This is a genomic window from Enterococcus sp. (assembly GCF_032555305.1).
Classification (GTDB): domain Bacteria; phylum Bacillota; class Bacilli; order Lactobacillales; family Enterococcaceae; genus Enterococcus_A.
The window spans coordinates 50,011-74,390 of the sequence record NZ_JAWGOQ010000009.1; the positions used below are offsets into that span (position 1 = coordinate 50,011).

The following is a 24,380-nucleotide window of genomic DNA, read 5'->3' on the forward strand; positions in this document are numbered from 1 at the left end:
TAAAAGTAAAGAAATGGTTCTTTTGACTTAACGATTGGAAAGAATGTTGCTTATTCGCTTTCTTTTATCAATGAATATGGAATCATCCATGGATATCTTCCTTTAGGTTCTCTAAAGTAATCATTGTTTTTATTTCGCCGACACCGCGAACTTGTTTCAAGTTTTGTGATAAAAATTGATTTAAATGTGGAAGATCGGCTGCCACGACTTTGAGTAAATAATCATACTCGCCTGCCACTTTATGGCACTCTAAGACACTGGGAAATTTAGTAATTGTATTTTTGAAGTTGCTGGTATTTCCAGTGCGATCTATTTTTACTGAAATGAACGCAAGAATACTTTGACCACAGCGCGCCCGATCAACTTTGATTGTGTACTGTTGGATGACCCCGCTGGTTTTTAATTTTCGTACCCGTTCGATCACAGCTGGCTTGGTCAGACCAACCCGTTCACTAATCAGACTCATAGGCTGCCGGCTATCCTTTTTTAGTATATCGAGAATTGTTAAATCTATTTTGTCCATAAAACTACTCCTTTATTCTTTGATGAATTCGGTTTCACTTATTATGCTATCAAACATGTTAGCTGAATTATAATTCAATTTAAGACAGAAAATTAAAAAATAAGCGAAGGATATTTTTTGTAAAGTGAAAACCAAGAACTGCTTTCCTTATGTGAAGCGAAACGCTAAAAAACTTTCCATTTGTTAAGGCTAACGAAAATAAACTTGAATTGAAAATTTTAATCTTAGGTTAATACTTCGTGTACATTCGAGAAATCTTGCTCCCTTATAGTTGATTTAGAACGAAGGGGTAGGAGTGAGTGTGTATGTATTGGAAAATAATCAAAAATGATGTAAGGGAAAGTAAATTGATCACAGCAACAATGACACTGTTCATCGCTGTTGCTGCGTTACTGGTCGCGTTGGCAATGATCTTGAGTGTGAATTTGGCAGGATCGATCGATACTCTGATGGAGAAATCACAATCGCCGCATTACATGCAGATGCATACAGGAGATTTGGATGAAGAGCGGTTAGCAAAATTTGTGAAGGATAATGGCAATGTGGCGACTTATGAGGCGTCTGAGTTTTTGAATCTCAGCGGCTCAGACATTGAGATTGGTGATCATAGTTTTGCGGACAGTGTGGAGGATAATGGGCTGGCTGTTCAGAATAAAAATATGGATTACTTTTTAGATATGGACAATCAACCGATTCAGCCGAAGCCCGGAGAACTTTATGTACCGGTGGCGTTTAAAAAACAAGGATTTGCTAAAATTGGCGATCAGGCAAGAATCGCGGGCAAGTCATTTACGGTTACTGGCTTTTTACGGGATGGCACGATGAACTCGCAAATGGCCGGCTCCAAGCGATTGCTCGTGCATCAACAGGATTATGATGAGCTTTATGCCAGAGGAAGGATGGAATACATTATCCAGTTTCGGCTAAAAGATCCCGATAAACTAAATCAATTCGAGGCTGCATATAAAAAAGCCGGTTTAGAGGTCAATGGACCGAGTGGAACGCATCGATTATTTAAATTAGGGAATGCGATGTCAGATGGAGTCTTGATCGGTATTCTTCTGTTGATTAGTTTATTAGTCGTATTAATGACGTTCATGTGTATTCGCTTTACGTTGCTGGCAAAAATCGAATCAGATTATCGAGAGATCGGTGTGATGAAGGCGATTGGTTTGCAGGTAAAGGCCATTAAGAAAATCTATCTGGCAAAATATGCGGCGATTTCAGTCGTAGGAAGTTTACTTGGTTATTTAATCTCATTACCAATGAGCTATTTATTATTGCAAAATATCAAACTCTTTATGGGAGAGAGCAACAATGAAAAACTGAGTTGGATTTTGGCAGTAGCAGGGGTTCTCGCTGTCATGCTGTTGATCATCGGATATGTCTATCAGCTGCTCAATCGTTTCAAAAAGGTTTCTGCGGTGGAAGCCATCCGCTTTAATGGCTCAAAAGAAAAAGTCAATACAAAGACACGCTTCAATCTCCGTCAATTGAAATTTTTCTCAATTGATACACGCTTGGGAATCATTGATATTTTAAATCGTAAAAAAATTTATTTGACTATGTTATTGGTTTTCATCCTATCGACATTTATCATGATCGTCCCAGCGCTGGTTTATCATACGACTTCTTCAGATGAGTTTGTCGAGAGTATGGGCTTTAGTCATAAGGTGGATATCGGAACGAGTTTGTACCAATCTACCAATAATGCGGAATATGAAAAGAAAATTGAGCAATACTTGAAGCAAGACTCCGATGTGGCGGATTATAGTAAAATCGTCACTAAAAATTTCGCTGTCAAAGACGCGGGAACGACGGACAATGTATTATCAGTTGAGTTAGGTAACCATCAGAAATTTCCGGTAGATTACTTGAAAGGTCGCGGGCCGGTTCGAACCAATGAGCTGGCTTTATCGACAATCAATGCCGAAGAATACAACAAAAAAATTGGCGATTCTATGATTTTGATTCGTGATGGCAAGGAAGAGAAGTTCACTGTTTGCGGAATTTATGCCAATCTGTTTAATGGCGGAAAAACAGCGAAAGCTACGTTCAAAGACAATAAAGCCACCAAAATCTGGACCGATCTCTATATTAAATTGAAGGATTCAAGCAAAGTGGAGCAAAAAATGAGCCAATACAAGCAGGATCTGCCTTTCGCCAAAATGAATAATGCACGGGAATATCGCGATCAAACATTTGGTTCGACGATTCAATCATTATTCTTGGTTTCAATCGGGGCCATACTGGTGGCGCTGTTAATCACAGGAATGATCACTTCCTTATTTATGAAATTATTGCTGGTGAAGGATAAAAAGGAGATCGCTACATTGAAAGCAATCGGTTTTACTAATCGCGAGATAAACAATCAATACCTTTCTCGAAGCGTAACTATGTTGGTCATTGGATTAGGAGTAGGTACGGTATTAGCCATGACATTAGGGAAAGCTATGTCTGGTTTAGTTTCGTCGGCATTAGGTGGCGTTAGTGTCCAGCTGACCGGCAGTTTCCTGATTTATCTCGGATGTCCGCTATTGATGTTGCTGATTACAATTTTTGCGACAAGAGCAGTAACCGCACAAGCAGGTAGGATTGAAATCGCAGAAAATCTTAAAGACTAATGGAGGAGAAAATAATGGATACAATAATTGAAGGTACAGATATTATCAAAGGTTTTGGTGAGGCAGAGGAAAGAATCACTGTTTTAAATAAAGTGAACATTCAGGTCAAACAGGGTCAATTTGTCTCAATCATGGGTCCATCAGGTTCTGGAAAATCGACACTGCTTTATGCTATCAGCGGAATGGATAAGATCGATTCGGGTACCGTCGTGTTTAACCGTCAACGATTGAATCAGCTATCAGAAAAGCAATTAGCTGATGTCCGTCGCGAACAGATGGGCTTTGTTTTTCAACAACCGACCTTGCTAAAAAATCTTTCATTGATCGACAATATTATTCTCCCAAGTCTGAAGGAAAAAAAACAGACTGCTGAGTTGGAAAAACGCGCAGAAAACTTGATGGAGAAAGTCGGGATACACGCCCTGCGCAATCGTAAAATCACGCAGGTTTCCGGTGGGCAATTGCAAAGAGCGGGAATTTGTCGGGCCCTAATGAGTCACCCAAAAATTATTTTTGGAGATGAACCTACGGGTGCACTGAATTCCAAAGCCGCTCAAGAAATCATGGATATCCTCTTGAAAATTAATCAAGAGGGGACAACGGTCGTGATCGTTACCCACGATGTCAAAGTAGCCGCTCAAAGTGAGCACGTTTTCTTTATGGAGGACGGACAAATCATGGATGAACTGCAATTAGGAAGTTTTACTGGTAGCAATCTAGAAGCACGAATCGAACAAATGAATGAAAAAATCTTAGCGGTGGAAATCTAACGACAAAGCAGATTTTTCAATAGCCAACTATGGTAAAATTATTAGTAATAATCGATGACTGAAGAGGGTGGGCTGATGGCATACAATATTTTGCATGTAGATGATGAGAAGGAAATCATCAAGCTTTTAAAAATGTATTTAAAAAGTGAAGCCATCAATCATTTCGAAGCTGGCAATGGTCGGGAGGCTTTAGCGATTTTGGCTGCTGAACCGATCGATCTATTGATCGTTGATATTATGATGCCGGAAATCGATGGCTTTGAATTAATCCGAACTGTCAGAAAAACAAGCAATCTGCCGATCTTGGTAATCTCTGCACGAGTCGAAGCTTCAGATCGGATTTTTGGACTGGAGATTGGGGCCGATGATTATTTGACGAAGCCCTTTGATCCCCACGAGGCAATTGCACGAGTAAATGCTTTATTGAGAAGGTATCATTCTTTAGGAGTTTCAGCAGATGTAGCGCGAGAAGTATTGGAAGTTGGAAATTTGATCCTAGACACCCGTGCGTGTACAGCTTTTGTGGATAAACAGACGATCGATTTGACGGCTGTTGAATTTCGTGTATTGAAATTATTGATGGAGCAGCCGGGCCGTGTTTTTACGAAGGAGCAAATTTATGAGCATGGTTGGCAGGATCCATTAGCAGGCGACAACAATGTGCGGGTCATGATGAGTAAGCTGCGGGAGAAAATCGGGAACGAGCGGATCAAGACTATTCGCGGCTTAGGCTATCGCCTGGAGGTCGTTCATGAAACAGCTTAGAAACGCGATTTTACGATCCTTTATCCTTTATTTTCTCGGACTTTCTGTTACTGGTGGTTTGATCGAAGAATTTTTCAACCAGTTAGAAGAACTATTTTTAGGAGACAGGTATATCATCCCTGTTCAAATAATTAGCGGAACCTTTCAAATTCTTGCAGTCGTGGGTTTCTCTTTCTTATTTTATCGCAGTCTAAACAAAAAAATCGGTCAAGAAAGCCAGAAGTTAGCCAAAGAGCAAAGCACCCTATTTGCGAATATCGCTCATGATCTGAAAACACCGCTGACCAGCATCACGGGATTTTCTAAGGCATTGAATGAAGACGTAGTCGAGCCGGCAGAAATCAAGGAAGTTTCAAACATCATTTATCAAAAATCAATAACTGCCAATGAACTGTTGGATTTGATGTTCCAGTATACTAAATTGAACTCAGCAGAATTCAGCTTAAACCGACAAGAGTGTGTCATTAACTATTTGTTGAAGGAGGCTGTGGCAGATAATTATGATTTGCTTGAGCAGCAGCAGATTGAACTGGTTTTGGATTTGCCTGAAGAGCCGATTACACGACGAATTGATAAGGCTGAATTTCGTCGCGTGTTTAATAATTTGTTGATCAACGCCTGCAAGCATAATCCGCCAAAGACAGAGCTTTTTATTTCTATTAAAAATAAAGGGAAGACGGCTGAAATCATCTTTGCCGATAATGGAACGGCGATTCCACAAAAGGATCGGGAGCAGCTTTTCCAACCTTTTGTCAGCGAGAATGAGACCGAACGAAATTTTCAAGGCAGCGGCTTAGGCTTGGCGATCGTGAAGACGATCGTTGATAAGCACGGTTTTATGATCCAACTGCTTGATGACGAACACTATACGAAAAAATTTGTGATTACCCTGTAATGTTAGGGGCAAAATAAAAGGAGGTTTCATATGTTAAAAGCAGCATTCATTTTTGTAGCAGAAGGTGCGGATGGTAAGAAGGATCGATCAGTGGTGACAACGCCAGCGGTTGAATTGACCACGGTAGGTGTGGTGGATTATGCGGAGGCAGTTGCAGTTTCCAAAGAGTTGGTGGAAGGCGGCGTTCAAGCAATTGAGCTTTGCGGCGGGTTTGGTCATCTAGGGACAGCAAAGATCGTCGAAGCAGTGGGTGATAAAGCGGTTGTCGGGGTCGTTCGGTTTGATAAACATCCGGGACTAGGCAATCAATCCGGAGACAATCTTTATTTGTAGAAACAAATTCAATAAAAGTTATCGGCAGAGGCAGTTTGTGCTTCTGCCTTTTTGTCAGTCGAACTTTTCGCAGTTATTGTAAGTATGAGGTCAAACTAAATAGATAAGCCAAATTAATAAACAAGCAATTTAGTTCGATGATATGCGTGATGAGAATCAGACTCATTTTTCATAGAAAAATGAATCCATTAACCCGAATTAGCTGTCAGTCAAATTTCTCGTAGTTATCACTAACCCAAATTAGTCATACTATACAATTTAAAAGTATTACGATAGAATGAGAAAAAACTTAAAGGAAGATTAAACATGAAATACGCTGATCGAATGGAAAACTTGAATGCCTCAGAAATCCGAGAACTATTAAAGGTTACTGACCGCCCAGAAGTCATCTCCTTTGCGGGAGGCTTACCGGCAGCTGAACTATTTCCGATTGAAGAGATGGCAGCAGCCAGTATGACTGTCTTAAAGAGTAACGGGGAGAAAGCCCTACAGTATTCCACAACTGAAGGATATTTGCCTCTTAGAAAATGGATTGCAGAAAGAGAGAACAGCCGTATTGGGACAGCATTGACTGAAGAGAATATCATAATTACTCACGGCTCGCAGCAGGCGTTGGATCTAATTGGAAAGCTATTGATTAATAAGGATGATGTCGTCTTGTGTGAAAGTCCCACTTATTTATCTGCGCTGAATGTATTCAAAACCTTTGAAGGCAAGATCTTAGAGGTTCAGACCGACGATGAGGGAATGATTGTTAGTGATTTAGAACGTCTTTTGGAAACAACGGAAAATGTCAAACTGCTATATGTAATCCCGACTTTTCAGAATCCATCTGGAAAAACCTGGTCGTTGAAGCGCAAGCAGCAGATATTGGAAGTGGCCAATCGCTATGATGTTGCGATTATTGAAGATGCCCCTTATGAGGAGCTGCGCTATTCCGGGGAATCCACACTGCCAATGTTTAGTTTTCCAAGAAGTGAGAATGTCATCCGAACGGGAAGCTTCTCCAAAATTTTATGTCCTGGATTGCGACTAGGGTGGATCGCTGCTGCTCCAGAAGTTGTTGAAAAGCTTGTTCTAATCAAGCAGAGCACCGATCTGCAATGCAACACACTGGCTCAAATGCAAATCCATCAGTTTATTCAGGACAATGATATCGATGCGCATATTGTAAGATTGATCGAGACGTATCGTTTGCGACGGGATGCAGCCATTTCAGCAATCGAAAAGTATTTTCCGAAAAATATTCGCTATACTCATCCAGAGGGCGGCTTGTTTATTTGGCTGGAATTACCGGAAGAAATCAATACGACCGATTTATTAGAGAAGAGTCTGAAACGAAATGTCGCTTTTGTCAGTGGGGAATCGTTTTACGCAGAGCAGCCAAAGTACAATACCATGCGTTTGAATTTTTCATGTATGGATGAAGAAAAGATCGATGCAGGTATTATGATCTTAGGCGAGTTGGTGACAGAAGAATTAGTAGAATAGTTGAGCAAGGTACTTCATTTGAGGTGCCTTGCTTATTTAATTGTTAGGATTAGAAAAAGTAAAAATATTGAAAGAGGTTACAGTTAACTTAATGCTATACTTGAAGTAATAGAATAAAGGAGGGATTTGATGGTTGAGTATATAAATGTAACGGAAGAAAATGTGGCGAAGGAACACCTGTGTTGCGCGATATCAGGCAAAAAGCATCAAGAAGGTGTCGATATTAAACGAGCGTGGATCAGTGAACGTCTGCCAGAGGGGCATGTTTTTCGCAAGCTGGATGCCAACGGAAAAGTCTTCATTGAGTATGCGCCATTAGAATCAGCCTGGGTGCCGGTAGTAGGGGAGAATTATTTGTACATTTACTGCTTATGGGTCTCTGGCAGCTTCAAAGGCCAAGGACACGGAAAGAATTTGTTGAACTATTGTATTGAGGATGCAAAACGGCAAGGAAAATCAGGCATCTGTGTTATTAGCGCAAAAAAGAAGTCGCCTTTTTTATCGGATAAAAAGTTTATGACGAAAAATGGATTCAAAGAAGTTGATGAAATCGAAGGTGGGTATGAACTTTTAGCGTTATCCTTTGACGGAACTATTCCAGCCTTTTCTGATACCGCCAGAAAACAAACGATCGATAATCAAGAATTGACGATCTATTATGGTCGCCAATGTCCCTTTATTCCTAACGGACTGAAGGAAGTGCAAGCCTACTGCGACGAAGAAAAGATGCCACTGACGTTGATTCCGGTGGATAGTGTTGAAACGGCTAAAAATTTACCAGGTATTTTCAATAATTGGGCTGTCTATTATCAAGGAAAGTTTTTGACTGTGCATATGTTGAATAAGAATGTTCTAAAAAAATTGCTAGCAGATCAGTGAGGAAAGTCAGTGAAAAAATATATCGCTCTTTTGCGGGGAATCAATATTGGCGGTAGAAATAAAATCGCGATGCCGTTGTTGCGAGCCGCCTTTGAGAAGAAGGGTTTTTCGAATGTAACGACGTACATCAATAGTGGAAATGTTCTTTTCTCTAGTAACATTCAGGACAAGGACGAACTGATCGACATCTGCGAAGCGTTGATTGTGGAAGAATTTGATTTAGCGATTCCTGTCGCAGTGATTTCGGTCGAAGAGGCAGCGGAACAGTTAAGTCATGCGCCAGAGTGGTGGAACCAAGAAAAAGAAACGATTCATTACGTTATTTTTCTGATTCCGCCAATGACCGTGGAAGAAGTATTTGCGTCGGTTGGTGAAATTAAGCCTGAATACGAACAAATCGCGTATTATGGCGATATGATTTTCTGGTCAGCACCGCGAACAACCTTCAATAAAACTCGTTGGTCCAAAATCGCCAGCTCATCCGTCAATAATCACGTAACAATCCGCAATGCCAATACCGTTAATAAATTATTATCAATGGCTCAATAAAAAAGAAAAATCAAGCAGTTTGCGGCTGCTTGATTTTTTTCGTTTTATAAAAGCGGTACGATCTCTTGCTGAATAAAGTCGATTCGATCATAGACGTTTTCTTTAAAAAGAGCAGTGATAGCTATGACTAATTGTTTCTCATGATTGATATAGAGAACATTACCGCCATCGCCCATTGCGGCAATGATTGGCTTGGCGCTGTCAACGACCCACCATAAATAACCGTAATCCAGCTGTTCTTGCTCCCAATGACTATGCTTTTTCTGCATAGTATCTAACCACCTTTTTGGGATGATCTGCTTATCCTTCCAATACCCTCGATTCAAAATCAATTGGCCGATTTTAACCAGATCACGGTTTGAAAGTGTCAAGCCCCAGCCGCCAGCGTTCAAACCAGTGGCATCTTCCACCCAACCATTTGCTGTAGTTGATTGATTGAAGGCCATTTGGTTTTTGGCGGTCTTCAATTGGATCGCTTTTTCGACATTGATGTCCAACGGTTCGAACAACTCTTTACCTGCGAAGTTTAAAACACTTTGTTTGGTCGAACGAGCCAAAATCGCTGATAAAAGATCTGGTCCTATCAGTGGTGTGTACTTGAATTCCCCGATCGGCCGCTTGCCGCCAAGTTGTTTTAGCGTAAACTTAGTCCAATCTTTGCTGGTAAAATATTTGATATAGGCCAATGGTCCGTCTTTGTATTTATAAGGGGTTGTCATTGTTAACAGATTTTCTAGTGTGATCTTTCTGATGTTAGCGTCTTTCGTCTGAAACTCCGGAAAGTAGTCTAAGATCGGACGACTCACTTCCCCAATATATCCCTGTTCCTGTGCGATACCTAATAATAATGAGAGAATACTTTTAGTTACCGAATAGACATGAATCTTACTTGCTTCACTACAGTCATTAAAATAATGTTCATACAGCAGCTGTTCATTTTTTTGCACAGTAATCCCAGTGATATTCCCATAATCTGCTTCGATTTTTTGTTGGATTGTCTTGAATTTATTGTCGTTCATTGTGTTCCTCCATTTCCGAAGGCGCCTTCTATCCTTAGAGTAAATGCATTAAAAATCATAATCAAGTGTTATTTTAAAATTTCTTCAGAAATGTTTTGCTTCCTCTCTGAAATACACTCATGAGAATACACCAAAGAAAAAATGATCGCTCCTGCTACTTTCATTATGGAAAGAAATATGTGATTTGGCTTTACTTTTATTAAGTACAGTTCGAAAATACTTTACGATCTGCTCCTTCTCTTTTTTTGCTTCAAAAAGGGTAAAAGGAAATCTAGTGGACTTTGCTATAGTGAAGGAAAGAAAGAGAGGGATTAGTTATGGAACATCGAATTGTAGAATTAGAAAGTTTTAAGTTAGTTGGATTTAAGAAGGAATCAACGAATGATAAGCGGCAGGGCATGAAGGATTGTCCTGCATTTTGGAATGAGATTTTGTCTTCTGGTAAACAGGAAGCACTTTTACCGTTGATTAATCATGAACCATTTGGGCTGATTGGTGCGAGTTTTTATAATGTTGATGAGCAGGATGCTAAGAGATTTGACTATTATATTGCGGCGGCAACCACCAGTGATACGCCAGCTGAATTAGCTGAAGTGGAGGTTTCTGGCAATACATGGGCAGTCTTTCCATGTACGAGAAAAACTTCTGGCAAGACACAATTTGAGATCGTAACAAAATGGGCGCCTGAATCAACTGAATACGCATTACTGAATGATGGCTATGCAACAGGAGAGATGACTTCTGCCGGGCCAGATCTTGAGGTTTATGGACAAGGGGATGAGATTGAAATCTGGGTACCGGTTAGGAGAAAGTAAGTCAAAAAAATTTAATGCCCCTTCCTGAATATGCTATTCTTACTATAGAGAATTTTCAGGAGGGTACTATGTCAAAAGATTTAGAACGTTTTTCAGCTACTTTGGCTTATATCGAAAATCATTTGTTTGAAAATATTTCACTTAAAGAATTAGCCAAACAGGCTCTATTATCCGAATATACCTTTCATCGATTTTTTACCTATTTGACCGGTTTTTCCTTTTCAACGTATTTACGTAATCGTCGACTTTCTGAAGCAGTGGAGCAATTACGCAGCGAGGCTGCAATTGATGAAGTTTCTGAGTTATGCGGTTACGCAAATCGTTCGGCTTTTAACCGAGCGTTCTCAAAGTTTCATGGAATCACGCCTAGTCAAGCGAAAGAGATCAACGCTGCCATCAATTTCTTCCCGCCGATTCGGCTGGATATTCAAATTAACGGTGGAAAAACGTTGAATTATCACATTGAGCAGCTGCCGGGCTTTACCATCGTTGGAAAGATGGCGGAGTATCAGTTAGAGGAGGAGCTATTCCAGCATACTGGCAAACATTGGGAAAGTTTCTTTTCTGATCAAAAGCTGCGAGAATTTGCGGAAAGTGAAGCTACTAGAAAGAATTTCTTCGGATTAAATCGCGAACCCTATTTCGCAATCGCCAATCCTGTGGCACCAGTTTCGGGTTATTTGAATTATTTTACCGGGTTTGTTTTGAGTGAAAACGATGAGTCGGATTATTTAACACTGGAAATTCCTAAGCAGACTTATGCTGTTTTTGTCAGTGAACCTTATGATTACCGTCGAACTGAAAATGTCTCAAATGCCTACTATCAACTACAACAGCAAATATTTAACTCTTGGTTGCCGCAAACAGAATACAAGAAGCTCGATGGTCCTGAGCTGGAAACGTATGTCTCTCTGGAAGACAAAGCTTGTTTGGAAATCTGGTTGCCGATTGTAAAGTAACGATCATTTTAGAGCAAGGATACGTAAAGTATTCTTGTTTTTTACTTGACGTTTGTAAAGATTTGACGATATTTTACTATCCATAAAACGCAACGAAAGAATGAAATGCTTGAAGCTTACAGTCATACACCACCCGAGTTCAACATGCTAACCTTATATAAAAAGTACGGGAGGTTAGTCCTATGAACACTTCAATGAAACAAAAGATCATTCTATTTCTAGCTAGTCAAAACATTTCACTATTCGGTTCTCAATTAGTCAGTTATGCGATTATTTGGTACATCACTTTAGAGACATCCTCTGGTATTTGGCTGACTTTGGCTACTGTGTGTTCCATGATGCCACAGGCCCTTATCTCCTTATGGGGAGGTGTGTTAGCTGATCGCTATAATAAAAAGAAGCTGATCATTCTTGCTGACATGTTTATTGCAGTCGCAACGCTTTTACTGACTATTGCCTTTTTTTCAGGATACAAAAGTTTATATTTGATTCTGCTCGTTTCAATCATTCGCTCGATTGGTGCAGGTATCCAGACGCCTGCTGTCACCTCGTTTTTCCCTGAGCTCGTGCCTGAAGAGCAATTGACACGGGTTCAGGGAGTCAACCAAACGTTAGGCTCCGTAATGATGCTGTTGGCACCAGCTTTAGGCGGATTGGTTTTGAGTCAAATTGGCATTGTCTGGTCATTCTTGATCGATGTCTTATCAGCTATATTAGCCGTAGTAATCATGCTAAAAATAAAAGTTGAAGTGGAAGTAAGTAAAGAAAAGAAAACGACCATTCTATCGGATTTAACAAATGGATTATCCTATGCCTATCATCACCCAACATTGAGAGTGATCATGCTTGTTTATGCTGTTTCCTTTGTTCTTTTTGCTCCAGCAGCTAACTTGGCTCCGTTGCTCATTGAGCGCAGCTTTGGAAATGAGCTTTGGAGATTAAGCGTCAATCAAATTATCTGGGGGCTTGGTTCTATTGCTGGTGGAATGCTGATATCGTTTCTGGGAGAAATAAAGAGTAAAGTAAAAATAAGTTCTTGTCTTTTAAGCTTTTTTGGATTATTACTTATTTTAGAGGGTACTGCAACGAACTTCTGGATTTATCAACTTTTAGTCGGTATTTCAGGGATTTTACTTCCGATCATTATTACACTTCTGACAGTCAGTATCCAGCAAACTGCTGATATAAAAATTTTAGGTAGAGTTTTTTCAATTGTACAAGTAATCACTGCCAGTGCCATGCCGATTGCTATTCTCTTTTTTGGTCCATTGGCAGATCTAATAAGTATTCAAATAATTTTAATCGTTACTGGAGCGGGATTAGCGATAATGGGGTTGTTCTATCTGAAGAAAATGAAGCGGCAAAGCAAACTATTTAGTATCAAATGAGAGGATAAGTAGGATGAATGACAATAAACTTTACCATCCGATTGATTTAGCCAGAATGTTTGATGTTCACCCAAATACCATTCGGTTATATGAAAAATCTTCTTTCATCAGTAAAGCCGAGCGGAATAAGAATGGCTATCGAGAGTTCACGGAACTGCATGTTCTTCAGCTGCAAATCTGTCGGCGCATCTTTGGCTATCCATTTACTAAAAGACATATTAGAGATACAGGTAATGACTTGCTGCATTCTATAGCTGATCAGGATTGGTCATTGAGTCGAAGCCGCTACGAAAATTATATTGAAGCCATCAGGCAGGAGATTATTGTAGCTGAGTATGCTGGGAAAGTATTACACGAATGGAGCAAGCGAAAAAAAGATTTAGATAAAAAAATTGCTCCCAAAAGGTACAGTAGAAAAGATGTAGCTGAAAGATTTGGCGTCACCGTTGAGGCTGTAAGAAATTGGGAAAGAAACGGATTAGTTCATGCCGTTCCTTTAGAAACAGAGAAGCAGGTAGTATATTCCGGGGATATGATTGATCGTTTCTATGTTATCTATATGCTGCGACAAGCCGGTTATAGTATTTCTGCGATTCATCGGAGCATGAGAAATTTTGATCAAAGAGAACCTAATAACGTTTTGAGTTCTCTCCATCAGCCGGACCAGGACGAATTGATATCGGTTGGAGATCGCTGGCTGTATGAGCTGAAGAAACTGGAGAGGAATGGTACTGAAATTCCAGCAATCATTGATCGGCTCATGCTTCTGAAATCTGAAAATCCATGAATTTATTTTGAAAGAGGGCAAGTCAGATCAAGTATCTGATTTGTCTTTTTTTATAATGGAATAAAAGGGGGAGATTCAATGAAAACAGCAACCTGTTTATGCGGCAAGGTATCGATCAAGGTGAAGGATTTTCATTCAGAAGTGGGAGCCTGCCATTGTTCCATGTGTCGAAAATGGGGCTCAGGTCCGCTTTTGACTGTCGAAGCCGGAATAGCAAACGATATTCGTATTCAACCAGAAAACTTAGTTACCAGATTTAAATCTTCTGAATGGGCCGAAAGAGGCTTTTGTTCCCAGTGCGGTTCAAATTTGTTTTACCATTTATTGCCGACGGATGCCTACAGTATCCCAATTGATCTATTCGATGATCAGGAAGATGCTGCATTATCGACGGAAGTTTACTACGATCAAAAACCAGCATATTATGACTTTGCGAACAAGACGAAGAAACTGACCGAAGCAGAAATCATGAAAATGGTACAAGAAAAATATTTTGATGAATAGAAAGTGCTGATAGAATAAACGGATTCTAACGGTAAGAGATTCTTAAGATTTTTTGACGATAAAGCGTTTTCGTGCTATCGTAAAATCATAAGAAGAAAAGTGAGGGATCCCGTATGTATTATTCATCAATGAAGTAGAAAAGCTGCATTAAGACTGTACCTCAGGAGACTAAGGGAGCAGTGTGCAGATTTTCGAAAAATTGGTGGATGTACAGCGGGGTTCTTTTTTGCGCAAAGAAGGCTTATTTTTCTATAGGTCTGTTTGTCTAAAAATAGCTCAGCGACCCAGTTTTTCGAAAATAACTGGGTCTTTATTGACTTCATTTGAAGTCAAAACGAGGTGTTTATTATGACAAACATAAAAATCGAGCATTTAACATTTGGTTATGATCAACTAGGAACATTGCTGTTTGATGATGCGCAATTAAATATTTCAGCAGATTGGAAACTTGGCCTAGTTGGACGAAACGGACGTGGAAAAACGACGCTATTGAATTTATTACAAGAAAAGCTGCCTTACCAAGGACAGATTACCCACCAATTAGAAATGAACTATTTTCCCAAAAAAATCAATGATCCAACGCAGCTAACGTATTATGCACTGTCGGAAGAGAAGGAATTAGAGATTTGGAAGCTGGAGCGAGAATTGACCCTGATGGGTTGTGATCTGGATATTCTGTGGCGCCCTTTTTCTACTTTGTCAGGCGGCGAACAGACCAAAGTCCTTTTGGCACTCTTGTTTCTGGATGATCAATCGTTTCCTTTGATTGATGAACCGACGAATCATTTAGATATAAAAGGACGACAGCAAGTAGCGGAGTATCTTGGTAAGAAGCGGCAAGGCTACATCTTAGTCAGTCATGACCGAACTTTTTTGGATCAAACCGTCGATCATATTCTAGCCATTGAGAAGAGTCAATTGATTCTCTATCACGGAAATTTCTCGATCTATGAAGACCAAAAAGCTCAACGAGATGCCTATGAACAGGCACAAAACGACAAGCTGAGAAAGGAAATCACTCGGCTGCAAAAAACAGCAAAAGAAAAAGCTGAGTGGTCAAATTCACGGGAAAAAGACAAAATGAATAAACCCAAGGGCTGGATCGATACAGAATATCGACGTGTTAGTCCAGGAGCGATCGGAGCCGATGCTGCACGTATGATGAAACGTTCGAAGGCGATCATTCAGCGGGTGGAAGGGCAGATCGGTGAGAAGGAAAAACTGTTGAAAAATATTGAAACCGTTGATGCACTCAAAATGTCTTATGAACCGAGTTATCATCGGCGAATTTTGCAGGTAGAAGACTTATCGTTAAGCTATTCGGGAAAAAACTTGTTGAATGGAAAGAATTTTGAGTTACTACTTAACGAATGTATAGCAATTACAGGAAAAAATGGAAGTGGTAAGACGTCACTGATCCAAGCTTTATTAGGTGAGTTTGAAGGGGAGATTACCGGCATGATCCATCGTGCAAATGGATTGAAGATCAGTCGGGTGCGCCAAAATTACGAAAGCAATCAAGGGTCATTAGAGGATTTTGCGAAAAAAGAAGGATTGGATTACTCACAATTTTTAAACAACTTGAGAAAACTCGGTATGGAGCGTCGTGTTTTTGCCAACCGCATCCAGGATATGAGTATGGGACAACGGAAAAAAGTCGAACTGGCAAAATCTTTATCACAAACGGCTAATTTGTATATCTGGGATGAACCGTTGAATTACCTTGATGTCTTCAATCAGAAACAAATTCTAGAACTTCTGCGACGAGTCAAGCCAACCTTAATCTTGATTGAACATGATGAGTATTTTGTCCAAAAAGTCAGCAATAAAATTGTTTGCTTATAATTTTGTATTAATTAAAAAAAATGAATATCTATTTTCTGACAATGATTGAACATCTGGTTTGAGATTGATACAATTTTTTTAGAAACTGAATAGGATACTAGAAAGAAGAAAAGATGAAAGCTGGAAAGCGAAGAATGATTATACGGATCGTACTTGCCTTGCTGATGATGCTATTGCTTTATTTACTGGTTCAGTGGTTTTTGTGTCAGAAAACTGTAGGACAAGGCGAAGAAAGACTAAAAACTTATCAGGCAGAAAAAGTCGAGTTGAGCTATGGTAATATGACCTATGTTGATAAGGGAAGCGGAGAAACCATTCTCGTGGCGCACGGCATCAGTGGTGGTTATGATCAAGCTTTTGATACAGTCAAAGATAAAGCAGAGGAATACCGAATACTTGCTCCGTCACGGTTTGGTTACTTGGGAAGCGATATACCAAAGGATGCGACACCTGCTTCACAAGCGAAAGCTTATGTTGAGTTGTTAGACAAATTAGGAATCGAAAAAGTTTACATGCTGGGGACTTCAGCTGGCGGGACGAATGCTATTCGTTTTGCACTGGATTATCCGGAAAGGACAGCGGGATTAATCTTGTATTGCTCAGCCGCTCCGTTGACCAAGAAACCTGAAAAATATCTGAAGTACCAAGGTCCACCTGCTGTTTTATGTAATAATTATGCCATGTGGCTAATGAAACCACTTTTTGGTCCAATCATGGGGATGGAATCAGAGACCATTTATGAAATGATACCTGTAAATGAGCGGAAAGAAGGGATGGTGATAGATGCTTCCATCACTAATCCGGACATGGCTAGAAATTATGCTGAGTATCCGATTGAGAAGTTGAAGGTCCCGACGTTGATTTTCCATGCAAAGGATGATAAGTTATCCGATTATTCAGCAATGTCTAAAGTAGTTCGACGTTTTCCAAAAGCTACTTTTGTTTCGTTTCCTGAAGGTGGGCACCTTATGTCCGGACATGGCGAAGAAATAGACGAGGCGCTATCACATTTTATCAAGGAAAATCAATAACAAGAAAAGCCAAACAATCAATTACGATCAATTTTGAAAGTAATTGATTGTTTGGCTTTACATTTATAAAGTATTTTTCTAGAAGACTTTTCGATCTCTGCTGTTTGAACGATTACAAAGTCTTACTCAAGCGATTGTAGGCGATGATGCCAAAAATATATTGGAGAATCAGTAACCCTCCTAAACCAATACAGGCATATCTTGAAAACGGAGCAAAATACCCGAGAATACTTAGAATAGAGAAGGCAAATGCTAAAGCCAATTGCAAAATCATCGTCGCGATATAGGCTAGACGCCCGCTTTTATCGCGCAGCATAATCTTTCGTTCGTCCTTTAAATCAATGTTTTCTTTTTGTATCCGATTCGCATATTCAGCTTGATGCTCTGGTCTCAACCAGTAAAAATACCTTCCGATAATCAGGACACCTGGACCAATTCCTGCGCCGGCAATCCCCCAAAGCAATGCTTCAAGACGAAATTCTGTTGTTAATGCGATGATCATGCTGGTAATACCGACAAAACAATAAGCAAAACCTGTATAGAGCGTTGATTTTTTCATTGTGCTTCCTCCTCATAAATGAAAATATCTTCGATGCTGACATTAAAATAGCGAGCAATTTTGAAGGCCAAAAGAATGGAGGGATTGTACCGGCCATTCTCCAATGAGCCGATCGTTTGTCGGGATACTTCTAAAGAAATAGCCAACTCTTCTTGTTTTATACCACGTTCTTTACGCATTTCCTCTAAGCGATTTTTCATTTCATCACCTCAATTAAGGAAAGTTTACTTTCCATACATTAATTATAAACCCAATTCAATTAAATGTAAAGCTAACTTTCCATGCGTAGGAATCCACAAAAAAACCAGCTGAATAGGACATCAACTGGTTGTGTATTTAGCGTTTGATAAAATCATGGGGGACGCAGATTTTATCGTGTTTATTGTGATAAAAAGCTTCGAAAGCTTTTTTCCCGCAATCAGGCAAGTGATGATCTAGTGTAGAAAAGCCCATTACTTCACTGATCAGCAAATTTTCCCTTCCAATCACTAAAGGTTTGTTTGTTCTATATTGCTGCAAAATAGTAGCGGCAATATCGTCACCAAATGTCAAGATACCATCAACCTTTTGTTCTTTAAAAAAATGGGCAGCTTGAATTCCGTCAGAAGCCATGATGCAATCCCAAAAAATATTAGCCTCATCAAAATCAGGATAGACATCCTTCGCGATGCGGATCGAGAATCTTGAGTTATGACTGATATTTTTACTCCGACCCAACGTCATTCCGGGACGCTTAATCCCTTTTTCCTTCATGTAAGAGAAAGCTTCTCGAAGGGATTGTTTAAGATTTATATAGACACAGCTGACATCAGCATTTGGAATCTCTTCACAAAAGATGATGGGACCATATTGGAAATAGTCAAAAAATTCTTTGATCGGGTTAGATTTCGTAGTGACGATCAAGCCATCAAAGGATCGTTTTGCGAACTCTTCTAGATAGCGTTTCTCTAATTCTTGATCATAGTTGGTGGGTAGCAAACTAATCTGATATCCATGGTCAAAGGCCGCTTGTAGGATGCCGCTGAGCATCTGATCATAATAGGCATGATTAACAAAAGGCAGGATTACTCCGATGTTTTTTGTTTTGCCATAACTCAGATTTTGAGCGGATCGATTAGGCACATAATTCAACTCTGTCATAACCTCCAGCACCCTAGCTCGTTTTTCGTCATCGACATAAGGATGATTGTTGATGACACGAGAAATCGTGGAGACAGAGTAGCCAGTGAGTTTTGCGATATCGCGGATATTTGCCATGGAAACACCTCTTTGCTTTAAGCAGCTAAATTTTCTTTTAAATATTCAATGACAGCAGGACCAAATTGATAAAACGTATATCGACGATCCTGATAAAAGAAACTGACGATTGGACACCCTAACATTTCATTAATAAATAAATGTTTGATTTCAGACATTTTAAGATACTCGATAATTGGTCGCCGTAAACCGCGATTTCTAACCAGTCTTAATTGATCATTAGAAAAATGCAGGGAAACTTGAAAATGTTCTTGTGTATCAGCTTGTTGAACCTTTACATACGTATTCATAAAAAATTCCTCCTTTTTTTCTTTACAAGGGAAGTATAAGTTATGAAACGAGTTTCAGAGCAAGCATTTTATTCTACTTTTCTAAAATAAGGAGAGCTGTTCACGTTTATCTTCAAATTCATGTAAATAACCAAAAACTTCTTCTGTCCTCCAAAGGATATCATGTTTTTGACATGTGTCGATGAAAATCTCCATTAGCCGATCATTATTTGGACTATTACAAACATAATTATCACCGAATGCGTACTGATATTTTTTCTTCATACCAGGGAAATGCTTATCCAGTTGCTCATAAAAATACTCACGATTGCCGGCACGCATGGTGACACCAAAACCAAAACAGAGAATTCCTTTGACGCCTGCTTGAATGCAATAATTTAAAATTCCCCGCAGATTTTCTTCGCTGTCATTAATAAAAGGTAAGATGGGGGATAGCCAAACGACGGTGGGAATGCCGGCTTCTTTGAACGTCATCAAGGTTTCAAAACGTTCTTTAGTAGTAGAAACGTAAGGCTCCAGAATTTTACACAACTCTTCGTCATAAGTTGTTAACGTCATCTCCACGACCGCTTTTGTCTTTTGATTGATTGACTTTAGGACTTCTAAGTCGCGTAAGATTCGAGAAGATTTTGTTTGGATCGCTACACCAAATTCATATTTATCGATTAATTCCAAAGCACCCTGTGTGATTTTTAATCGTGGTTCTAATTGAATATAAGGATCAGTCATGGCTCCAGTGCCTATCATACAAGGTTTTCGGCGTCTCTGCAGTTCCTGTTCAAAAATTTCTAGCGCGTTCGCCTTTATTTCAATATCTTCAAAAGTATGGTTGATCTGGTAGCAATCACTGCGGCTATCGCAATATATACATCCGTGTGTACAGCCGCGGAAAAGATTCAGGCCGTTTTTCGCTGATAAAATTGTTTTGTATTCTTTATAATGCATAGTGCCACCTCCTAGAACGAATGTTCGTATTAATTATCCCATAAATTTTAGCTGATAACAATCGAAAGTATCGGTATAATTAGTAATGGAGGTGTTTTTATTGTTGAAAATAGGGGAATTTTCCCAACTCGGACAAGTATCGATCCGCACATTGCGCCACTACGACGAGATTGATCTGCTTCACCCCATATTAGTCGATGAAGAATCCGGCTATCGTTACTATTCAGTGAAACAATTAGAAGTGCTGGGCCAAATTGTTTTACTGCGTGAATTGAAATTTTCATTAAAAGAGATAAAAAGCCTGATTCAGCAGGATCCGAAGATTTTTACCGCTGCTTTATTAAAAAAGGATCGTGAAATTGAAAAGGAGATTCAGCGTGATCAATTTCGGCAGCAGCAGATCCATCAAATGATCCAACGAATGAAGCATAAAGGAAAATATCAGGTGACAATAAAAAATGTCCCTGCTTGTACCATCGTTAGCCTTAGAAAAAAAATCAAGAGCTTTTATCATGAAGGGTTATTATGGGAAGAATTCAAGACCCTTCTGGAAAAGCAGCAAATTGAATTTCCTCCAGAGCCTGATCAAAATTTAACGATTTTTCATGACAAAGAATATCTGGAAGAGGGTGTGGATGTAGAAGTTGCGATTGTTTCAGAAGCGGCAGCTCAGAGTCCCTTGAAGATGAGACAGCTTCCCGAACTTGAGCACGCTGCGATCATGTTTGTGGAAGGAAATTATCATCAGCTACCGGAAGCCTATCAATCATTCGCTAAATGGCTGGATGAACATCCAGAGTTTGAGATGGTGAAAGCAACTCGACAAATCTGTCACATAGGACCAGAACATACGGACAATCCAGAAGAATATCTAACAGAATTACAAATTCCATTAATTCCCTTGACTCCCTTGACTCTCACATAACGTGAGGATTTATCTTCTAATTAGAGGTCGCGACTCAAAATATTATTTGAAGAAAAGGGGAATTTGTCATGGAAATAAAAGAAATCGGTAAAGTAAAACAGACAGATGCAGGTGTTTATTTAGAGCTTTTGCCGGAATATCAAGAGGGTTTGATTGGATTGGATGATTTTAGTCATTTATATGTTTTGTATTGGTTCCATCATTTAGATATTCCTGAACTAAGAGGAACCACTGTCAGCAAGCCTTATACGAATGGACCCGAAGAATTAGGAACCTTTGCTACACGCGGACCGGTTAGACCCAATCCGATTGCTTTATCGGCTGCAAAAATTACCAGTATCCAAGGAAACAAAGTCTATCTCGAGTATTTGGACGCGGAAGATGATAGCCCGATTCTAGATATCAAGCCCTATACAGCGAGCTCAGATGTGTTAGAAACCTTCAAAGGCCCCGACTGGTGTGCGCATTGGCCGCAAAGCTTTGAAACCTCCGGCGATTTTGATTGGGCTGCAGAATTTAATTTTCCAGAGTAAAGCTAGAAGTCTCAGAAATGAGGCTTTTTTTTGTGATTGGTAGAATCGTCTTTACGATTTTTTGGAAAAATGCTCTATTTAAAATGAAGTAGCTGTCAATAAATTCTTGTCTTTAAAAGTAATTGTGACCGAAAAATATGTAAATAATTGAGAAAAATGAAAATTTCAATGATTTTCTGATAAAACAACTATTGTCGATGTTTCATCGTTGATAAATAAATACAATGATGCTATATTATCAAATGTAAGTGATACAGATTTTAAGGAGATGTAATACAGTGAGCAAAAAAGGTTCAGAAATCATTGTAAGTAGTTTAGAAAATCATAACGTACCATATATCTTTGGTATTCCCGGTGCCAAGATCGATGGTGTTTTTGATACATTAGAAGATCACGGGCCACAATTAATCTTGGCTCGTCATGAGCAAAATGCCGCTTTTATGGCGCAAGCAATCGGTCGTCTGACTGGAGAACCCGGTGTAGTAATCGCTACAAGCGGTCCTGGAGCAAGTAATTTGGCTACAGGTTTAGTTACCGCAACAGCAGAAGGCGATCCTGTTTTAGCGTTAGCTGGACAGGTAAAACGTTCCGATCTTTCGAAATTAACACATCAAAGTATGGACAATGCAGCACTATTTGCTCCTATTACAAAATATAGTTCAGAAATCCAAGATCCAGAGACCTTATCAGAAAATATTGCCAATGCTTTCCGAATCGCTAAGACGGCTAAAAAAGGAGCCAGCTTCTTATCCATTCCGCAAGATGTGACCGATGGAGAAGTCAAGGGAGAAGCAATCAAGCCTTTGTCTGCGCCAATTCTAGGAGCAGCTTCAGATGAAGACATCACGGATTTAGCAAAGCGAATCCAAGAAGCGAAACTACCAACCTTATTAGTCGGTATGCGGGCTTCTGGTAAAAAAGAAACAGCATCCATTCGTAAGTTAGTCGAAAAAACCGGCTTGCCAGTTGTTGAAACCTTCCAGGGTGCCGGGATTATTTCTCGTGAGTTAGAAAATCATTTCTTTGGTCGAGTGGGTTTATTCCGCAATCAACCAGGGGATATGTTGTTAAAACGCAGTGATTTAGTTTTAGCAATTGGTTACGATCCAATCGAATACGAAGCACGAAACTGGAATGCAGAGAAAGATGCACGTATTGTAGTAATAGACGAAGTGCCGATGGAAATCGATCAATACATGCAGCCAGAAGCTGAATTGATCGGCAGCATCGCGAAAACGATTGAAAAATTAAGCGATTCGATCGACAACTATCAATTATCAACGGATGCAAATAATTATTTATCGACACTGCAAGAAAAATTAGCCAACGGCAAACAGAAAAGTGAAACAGTTGAAGGCCGTGTGCATCCGTTAGAAGTAATCGACACTTTGCAAAAAAATGTCACCGATGAAATGACAGTAACAGTCGATGTCGGCAGTCATTATATTTGGATGGCCCGTCATTTCCGCAGTTACGAACCCCGTCACTTATTATTCAGTAATGGTATGCAAACCTTGGGCGTTGCTTTACCATGGGCAATTTCTTCTGCGTTGGTTCGACCTAATACGCAAATCTTTTCAATTTCTGGTGATGGCGGCTTCTTGTTCTCAGCGCAAGAACTAGAAACGGCGGTTCGGTTGAAACAAAAGATTATTCATTTGATCTGGAATGACGGCAGCTACAACATGGTGGAATTCCAGGAAGAAATGAAATACGATCGTTCATCAGGGGTTCATTTTGGTCCGGTTGATTTTGTGAAATACGCGGAAGCCTTTGGGGCAAAAGGGCTGCGTGCAACGTCAAAAGCTGAATTAGAAGCAGCAATTCAAGAAGGTTTAGCAACTGAAGGTCCTGTGATTATCGATATTCCAATCGATTACTCTGATAACAAAGAATTAGGTAAGACGATTTTACCGGATCAGTTTTATTAAAAGGACTATCTATCGAATACAGCAATCAGAAGTAGAAGGGGATTTCTCATGACAGTGAAAACTAAAAGTTATATCTACCAGCATGGAACACTTGGCGGATTGATGCAGGATCTAATGGACGGCACCGAAAAAATCGGGACTTTGTCTAACTATGGCGACTTTGGCTTAGGTACATTGGAAGGGTCCAATGGAGAAGTTATTTTCTTGGATGGCGTCATTTACCAAGCAGACGAAACAGGAAGGGTTAATCTGTTATCTGGCGATGAGCTGACACCCTATGCGGCAGTGACAAACTTTGAGTCAGATGAAGCATTTTCATTAATGCAAGTTTCTGACGATTCAGTAAAAAAAGCAATTCTTGAAAAAATCAGCCATAATCTATTCGCGGCTGTGAAAATAGATGGGACATTCAAGCACATGCACGTGCGGGTGGCTCCAAAACAAGAGAAGCCTTATCCGCGTTTCGTGGAAATCGCCCGCAATCAACCAGAGTTTGAAGCGGATAACATTTCAGGAACGATCGTTGGTTTCTTTACACCAAGATTATTTCATGGGGCTGCCGCTGCAGGTTTCCATTTGCATTTTATCAGTGATGATCGTAAATTTGGCGGACATGTTCTGGATTTTGAGTTAGCAGATGGAACAGTTGATTTGATGGAGTTGGCAGAATTCCGCCAACACTTTCCAACGGAAAATGCGGATTACCTATCAAACGAGATCAAACTAGAGGAAATCACAAAAGATATCGAAGAAGCAGAATAAA

General features: G+C 39.8%; 26 protein-coding genes. 19 read left to right on the forward strand and 7 right to left on the reverse strand.

The annotated features are described in order from the left end of the window. Positions 1-82: 82 nt before the first annotated feature. Positions 83-523, reverse strand: coding sequence for an Lrp/AsnC family transcriptional regulator (locus E6139_RS08580; RefSeq protein ID WP_316402647.1), 441 nt, complete (start codon positions 521-523; stop codon positions 83-85). 305 nt (positions 524-828) lie between these two features. Here E6139_RS08580 and E6139_RS08585 point away from each other — a divergent pair, with 305 nt between their 5' ends. The 8 genes from E6139_RS08585 to E6139_RS08620 all read left to right on the forward strand — a co-directional run bounded on the left by E6139_RS08585 (position 829) and on the right by E6139_RS08620 (position 8,829). Next, on the forward strand, positions 829-3,147 hold the full coding sequence (locus E6139_RS08585; RefSeq protein ID WP_316402648.1) for an ABC transporter permease: 2,319 nt from the start codon (positions 829-831) through the stop codon (positions 3,145-3,147). Positions 3,148-3,161: 14 nt separating this feature from the next. Then, positions 3,162-3,917: an ABC transporter ATP-binding protein gene (locus tag E6139_RS08590; RefSeq protein WP_316402649.1), complete on the forward strand. Its 756-nt coding sequence runs from the start codon at positions 3,162-3,164 to the stop codon at positions 3,915-3,917. 75 nt (positions 3,918-3,992) lie between these two features. Then, a complete protein-coding gene (locus E6139_RS08595) occupies positions 3,993-4,682 on the forward strand; it encodes a response regulator transcription factor (RefSeq protein WP_316402650.1) in 690 nt (229 codons plus the stop codon). Further along, complete coding sequence (locus E6139_RS08600; RefSeq protein ID WP_316402651.1) at positions 4,669-5,577, forward strand: HAMP domain-containing sensor histidine kinase; 909 nt, start codon at positions 4,669-4,671, stop codon at positions 5,575-5,577. The genes E6139_RS08595 and E6139_RS08600 overlap by 14 nt, the downstream gene beginning before the upstream one ends. A 30-nt stretch (positions 5,578-5,607) precedes the next feature. Next, positions 5,608-5,910: a DUF6506 family protein gene (locus tag E6139_RS08605; protein WP_316402652.1), complete on the forward strand. Its 303-nt coding sequence runs from the start codon at positions 5,608-5,610 to the stop codon at positions 5,908-5,910. A gap of 306 nt (positions 5,911-6,216) precedes the next feature. Next, on the forward strand, positions 6,217-7,401 hold the full coding sequence (locus E6139_RS08610) for a PLP-dependent aminotransferase family protein (protein WP_316402653.1): 1,185 nt from the start codon (positions 6,217-6,219) through the stop codon (positions 7,399-7,401). Positions 7,402-7,530: 129 nt separating this feature from the next. Beyond that, positions 7,531-8,280 carry a GNAT family N-acetyltransferase gene (locus E6139_RS08615; RefSeq protein ID WP_316402654.1) on the forward strand — a complete coding sequence of 250 codons (750 nt, stop codon included), beginning with the start codon at positions 7,531-7,533 and terminating at the stop codon, positions 8,278-8,280. A 9-nt stretch (positions 8,281-8,289) separates the two neighbouring features. After that, positions 8,290-8,829: a DUF1697 domain-containing protein gene (locus E6139_RS08620; protein ID WP_316402655.1), complete on the forward strand. Its 540-nt coding sequence runs from the start codon at positions 8,290-8,292 to the stop codon at positions 8,827-8,829. Positions 8,830-8,873: 44 nt separating this feature from the next. Here E6139_RS08620 and E6139_RS08625 read toward each other — a convergent pair whose 3' ends face one another. Then, positions 8,874-9,848 carry a serine hydrolase gene (locus E6139_RS08625; RefSeq protein WP_316402656.1) on the reverse strand — a complete coding sequence of 325 codons (975 nt, stop codon included), beginning with the start codon at positions 9,846-9,848 and terminating at the stop codon, positions 8,874-8,876. A 317-nt stretch (positions 9,849-10,165) separates the two neighbouring features. Between E6139_RS08625 and E6139_RS08630 the strand changes: the two genes are divergently transcribed. The 7 genes from E6139_RS08630 (at position 10,166) to E6139_RS08660 (ending at position 17,177) form a co-directional block, all read left to right on the forward strand. Then, positions 10,166-10,663, forward strand: a complete 498-nt coding sequence (locus E6139_RS08630; protein WP_316402657.1) for a GyrI-like domain-containing protein — start codon at positions 10,166-10,168, stop codon at positions 10,661-10,663. Positions 10,664-10,731: 68 nt separating this feature from the next. Continuing rightward, entirely contained in the window at positions 10,732-11,622 is an 891-nt protein-coding gene (locus E6139_RS08635) for an effector binding domain-containing protein (protein WP_316402658.1), read from the forward strand. A 182-nt stretch (positions 11,623-11,804) separates the two neighbouring features. Beyond that, on the forward strand, positions 11,805-13,010 hold the full coding sequence (locus E6139_RS08640; protein WP_316402659.1) for an MFS transporter: 1,206 nt from the start codon (positions 11,805-11,807) through the stop codon (positions 13,008-13,010). A gap of 13 nt (positions 13,011-13,023) precedes the next feature. Further along, positions 13,024-13,797, forward strand: a complete 774-nt coding sequence (locus tag E6139_RS08645) for a MerR family transcriptional regulator (RefSeq protein WP_316402660.1) — start codon at positions 13,024-13,026, stop codon at positions 13,795-13,797. A 78-nt stretch (positions 13,798-13,875) separates the two neighbouring features. After that, positions 13,876-14,301 carry a GFA family protein gene (locus E6139_RS08650; protein ID WP_316402661.1) on the forward strand — a complete coding sequence of 142 codons (426 nt, stop codon included), beginning with the start codon at positions 13,876-13,878 and terminating at the stop codon, positions 14,299-14,301. Positions 14,302-14,649: 348 nt separating this feature from the next. Further along, positions 14,650-16,146 carry a ribosomal protection-like ABC-F family protein gene (abc-f, locus tag E6139_RS08655; protein ID WP_316402662.1) on the forward strand — a complete coding sequence of 499 codons (1,497 nt, stop codon included), beginning with the start codon at positions 14,650-14,652 and terminating at the stop codon, positions 16,144-16,146. A gap of 113 nt (positions 16,147-16,259) precedes the next feature. Further along, positions 16,260-17,177, forward strand: coding sequence for an alpha/beta hydrolase (locus tag E6139_RS08660; RefSeq protein WP_316402663.1), 918 nt, complete (start codon positions 16,260-16,262; stop codon positions 17,175-17,177). Positions 17,178-17,289: 112 nt separating this feature from the next. On the opposite strand, the gene E6139_RS08665 is transcribed toward E6139_RS08660, so the two are convergent. The 5 genes from E6139_RS08665 to E6139_RS08685 all read right to left on the reverse strand — a co-directional run bounded on the left by E6139_RS08665 (position 17,290) and on the right by E6139_RS08685 (position 20,228). Further along, positions 17,290-17,736 carry a hypothetical protein gene (locus tag E6139_RS08665; RefSeq protein ID WP_316402664.1) on the reverse strand — a complete coding sequence of 149 codons (447 nt, stop codon included), beginning with the start codon at positions 17,734-17,736 and terminating at the stop codon, positions 17,290-17,292. Next, a complete protein-coding gene (locus tag E6139_RS08670) occupies positions 17,733-17,936 on the reverse strand; it encodes a helix-turn-helix transcriptional regulator (RefSeq protein ID WP_316402665.1) in 204 nt (67 codons plus the stop codon). Before E6139_RS08670 ends, E6139_RS08665 begins: the two co-directional genes overlap by 4 nt. Before the next feature lie 136 nt (positions 17,937-18,072). Next, positions 18,073-18,993 carry a LacI family DNA-binding transcriptional regulator gene (locus tag E6139_RS08675; protein WP_316402666.1) on the reverse strand — a complete coding sequence of 307 codons (921 nt, stop codon included), beginning with the start codon at positions 18,991-18,993 and terminating at the stop codon, positions 18,073-18,075. A gap of 17 nt (positions 18,994-19,010) precedes the next feature. Then, positions 19,011-19,283, reverse strand: a complete 273-nt coding sequence (locus tag E6139_RS08680; protein ID WP_316402667.1) for a hypothetical protein — start codon at positions 19,281-19,283, stop codon at positions 19,011-19,013. Between the two features lie 81 nt (positions 19,284-19,364). Then, positions 19,365-20,228, reverse strand: a complete 864-nt coding sequence (locus tag E6139_RS08685) for an SPL family radical SAM protein (protein ID WP_316402668.1) — start codon at positions 20,226-20,228, stop codon at positions 19,365-19,367. Positions 20,229-20,328: 100 nt separating this feature from the next. Here E6139_RS08685 and E6139_RS08690 point away from each other — a divergent pair, with 100 nt between their 5' ends. The 4 genes from E6139_RS08690 (at position 20,329) to budA (ending at position 24,379) form a co-directional block, all read left to right on the forward strand. After that, complete coding sequence (locus E6139_RS08690) at positions 20,329-21,153, forward strand: MerR family transcriptional regulator (protein ID WP_316402669.1); 825 nt, start codon at positions 20,329-20,331, stop codon at positions 21,151-21,153. 68 nt (positions 21,154-21,221) lie between these two features. After that, a complete protein-coding gene (gene tsaA / locus E6139_RS08695; RefSeq protein WP_316402670.1) occupies positions 21,222-21,686 on the forward strand; it encodes a tRNA (N6-threonylcarbamoyladenosine(37)-N6)-methyltransferase TrmO in 465 nt (154 codons plus the stop codon). 278 nt (positions 21,687-21,964) lie between these two features. Beyond that, positions 21,965-23,617, forward strand: coding sequence for an acetolactate synthase AlsS (gene alsS, locus E6139_RS08700; protein ID WP_316402671.1), 1,653 nt, complete (start codon positions 21,965-21,967; stop codon positions 23,615-23,617). A gap of 48 nt (positions 23,618-23,665) precedes the next feature. Continuing rightward, positions 23,666-24,379 (forward strand): acetolactate decarboxylase, encoded by a 714-nt coding sequence (gene budA / locus E6139_RS08705; RefSeq protein ID WP_316402672.1) that lies wholly within the window; start codon positions 23,666-23,668, stop codon positions 24,377-24,379. Position 24,380 lies beyond the last annotated feature (1 nt).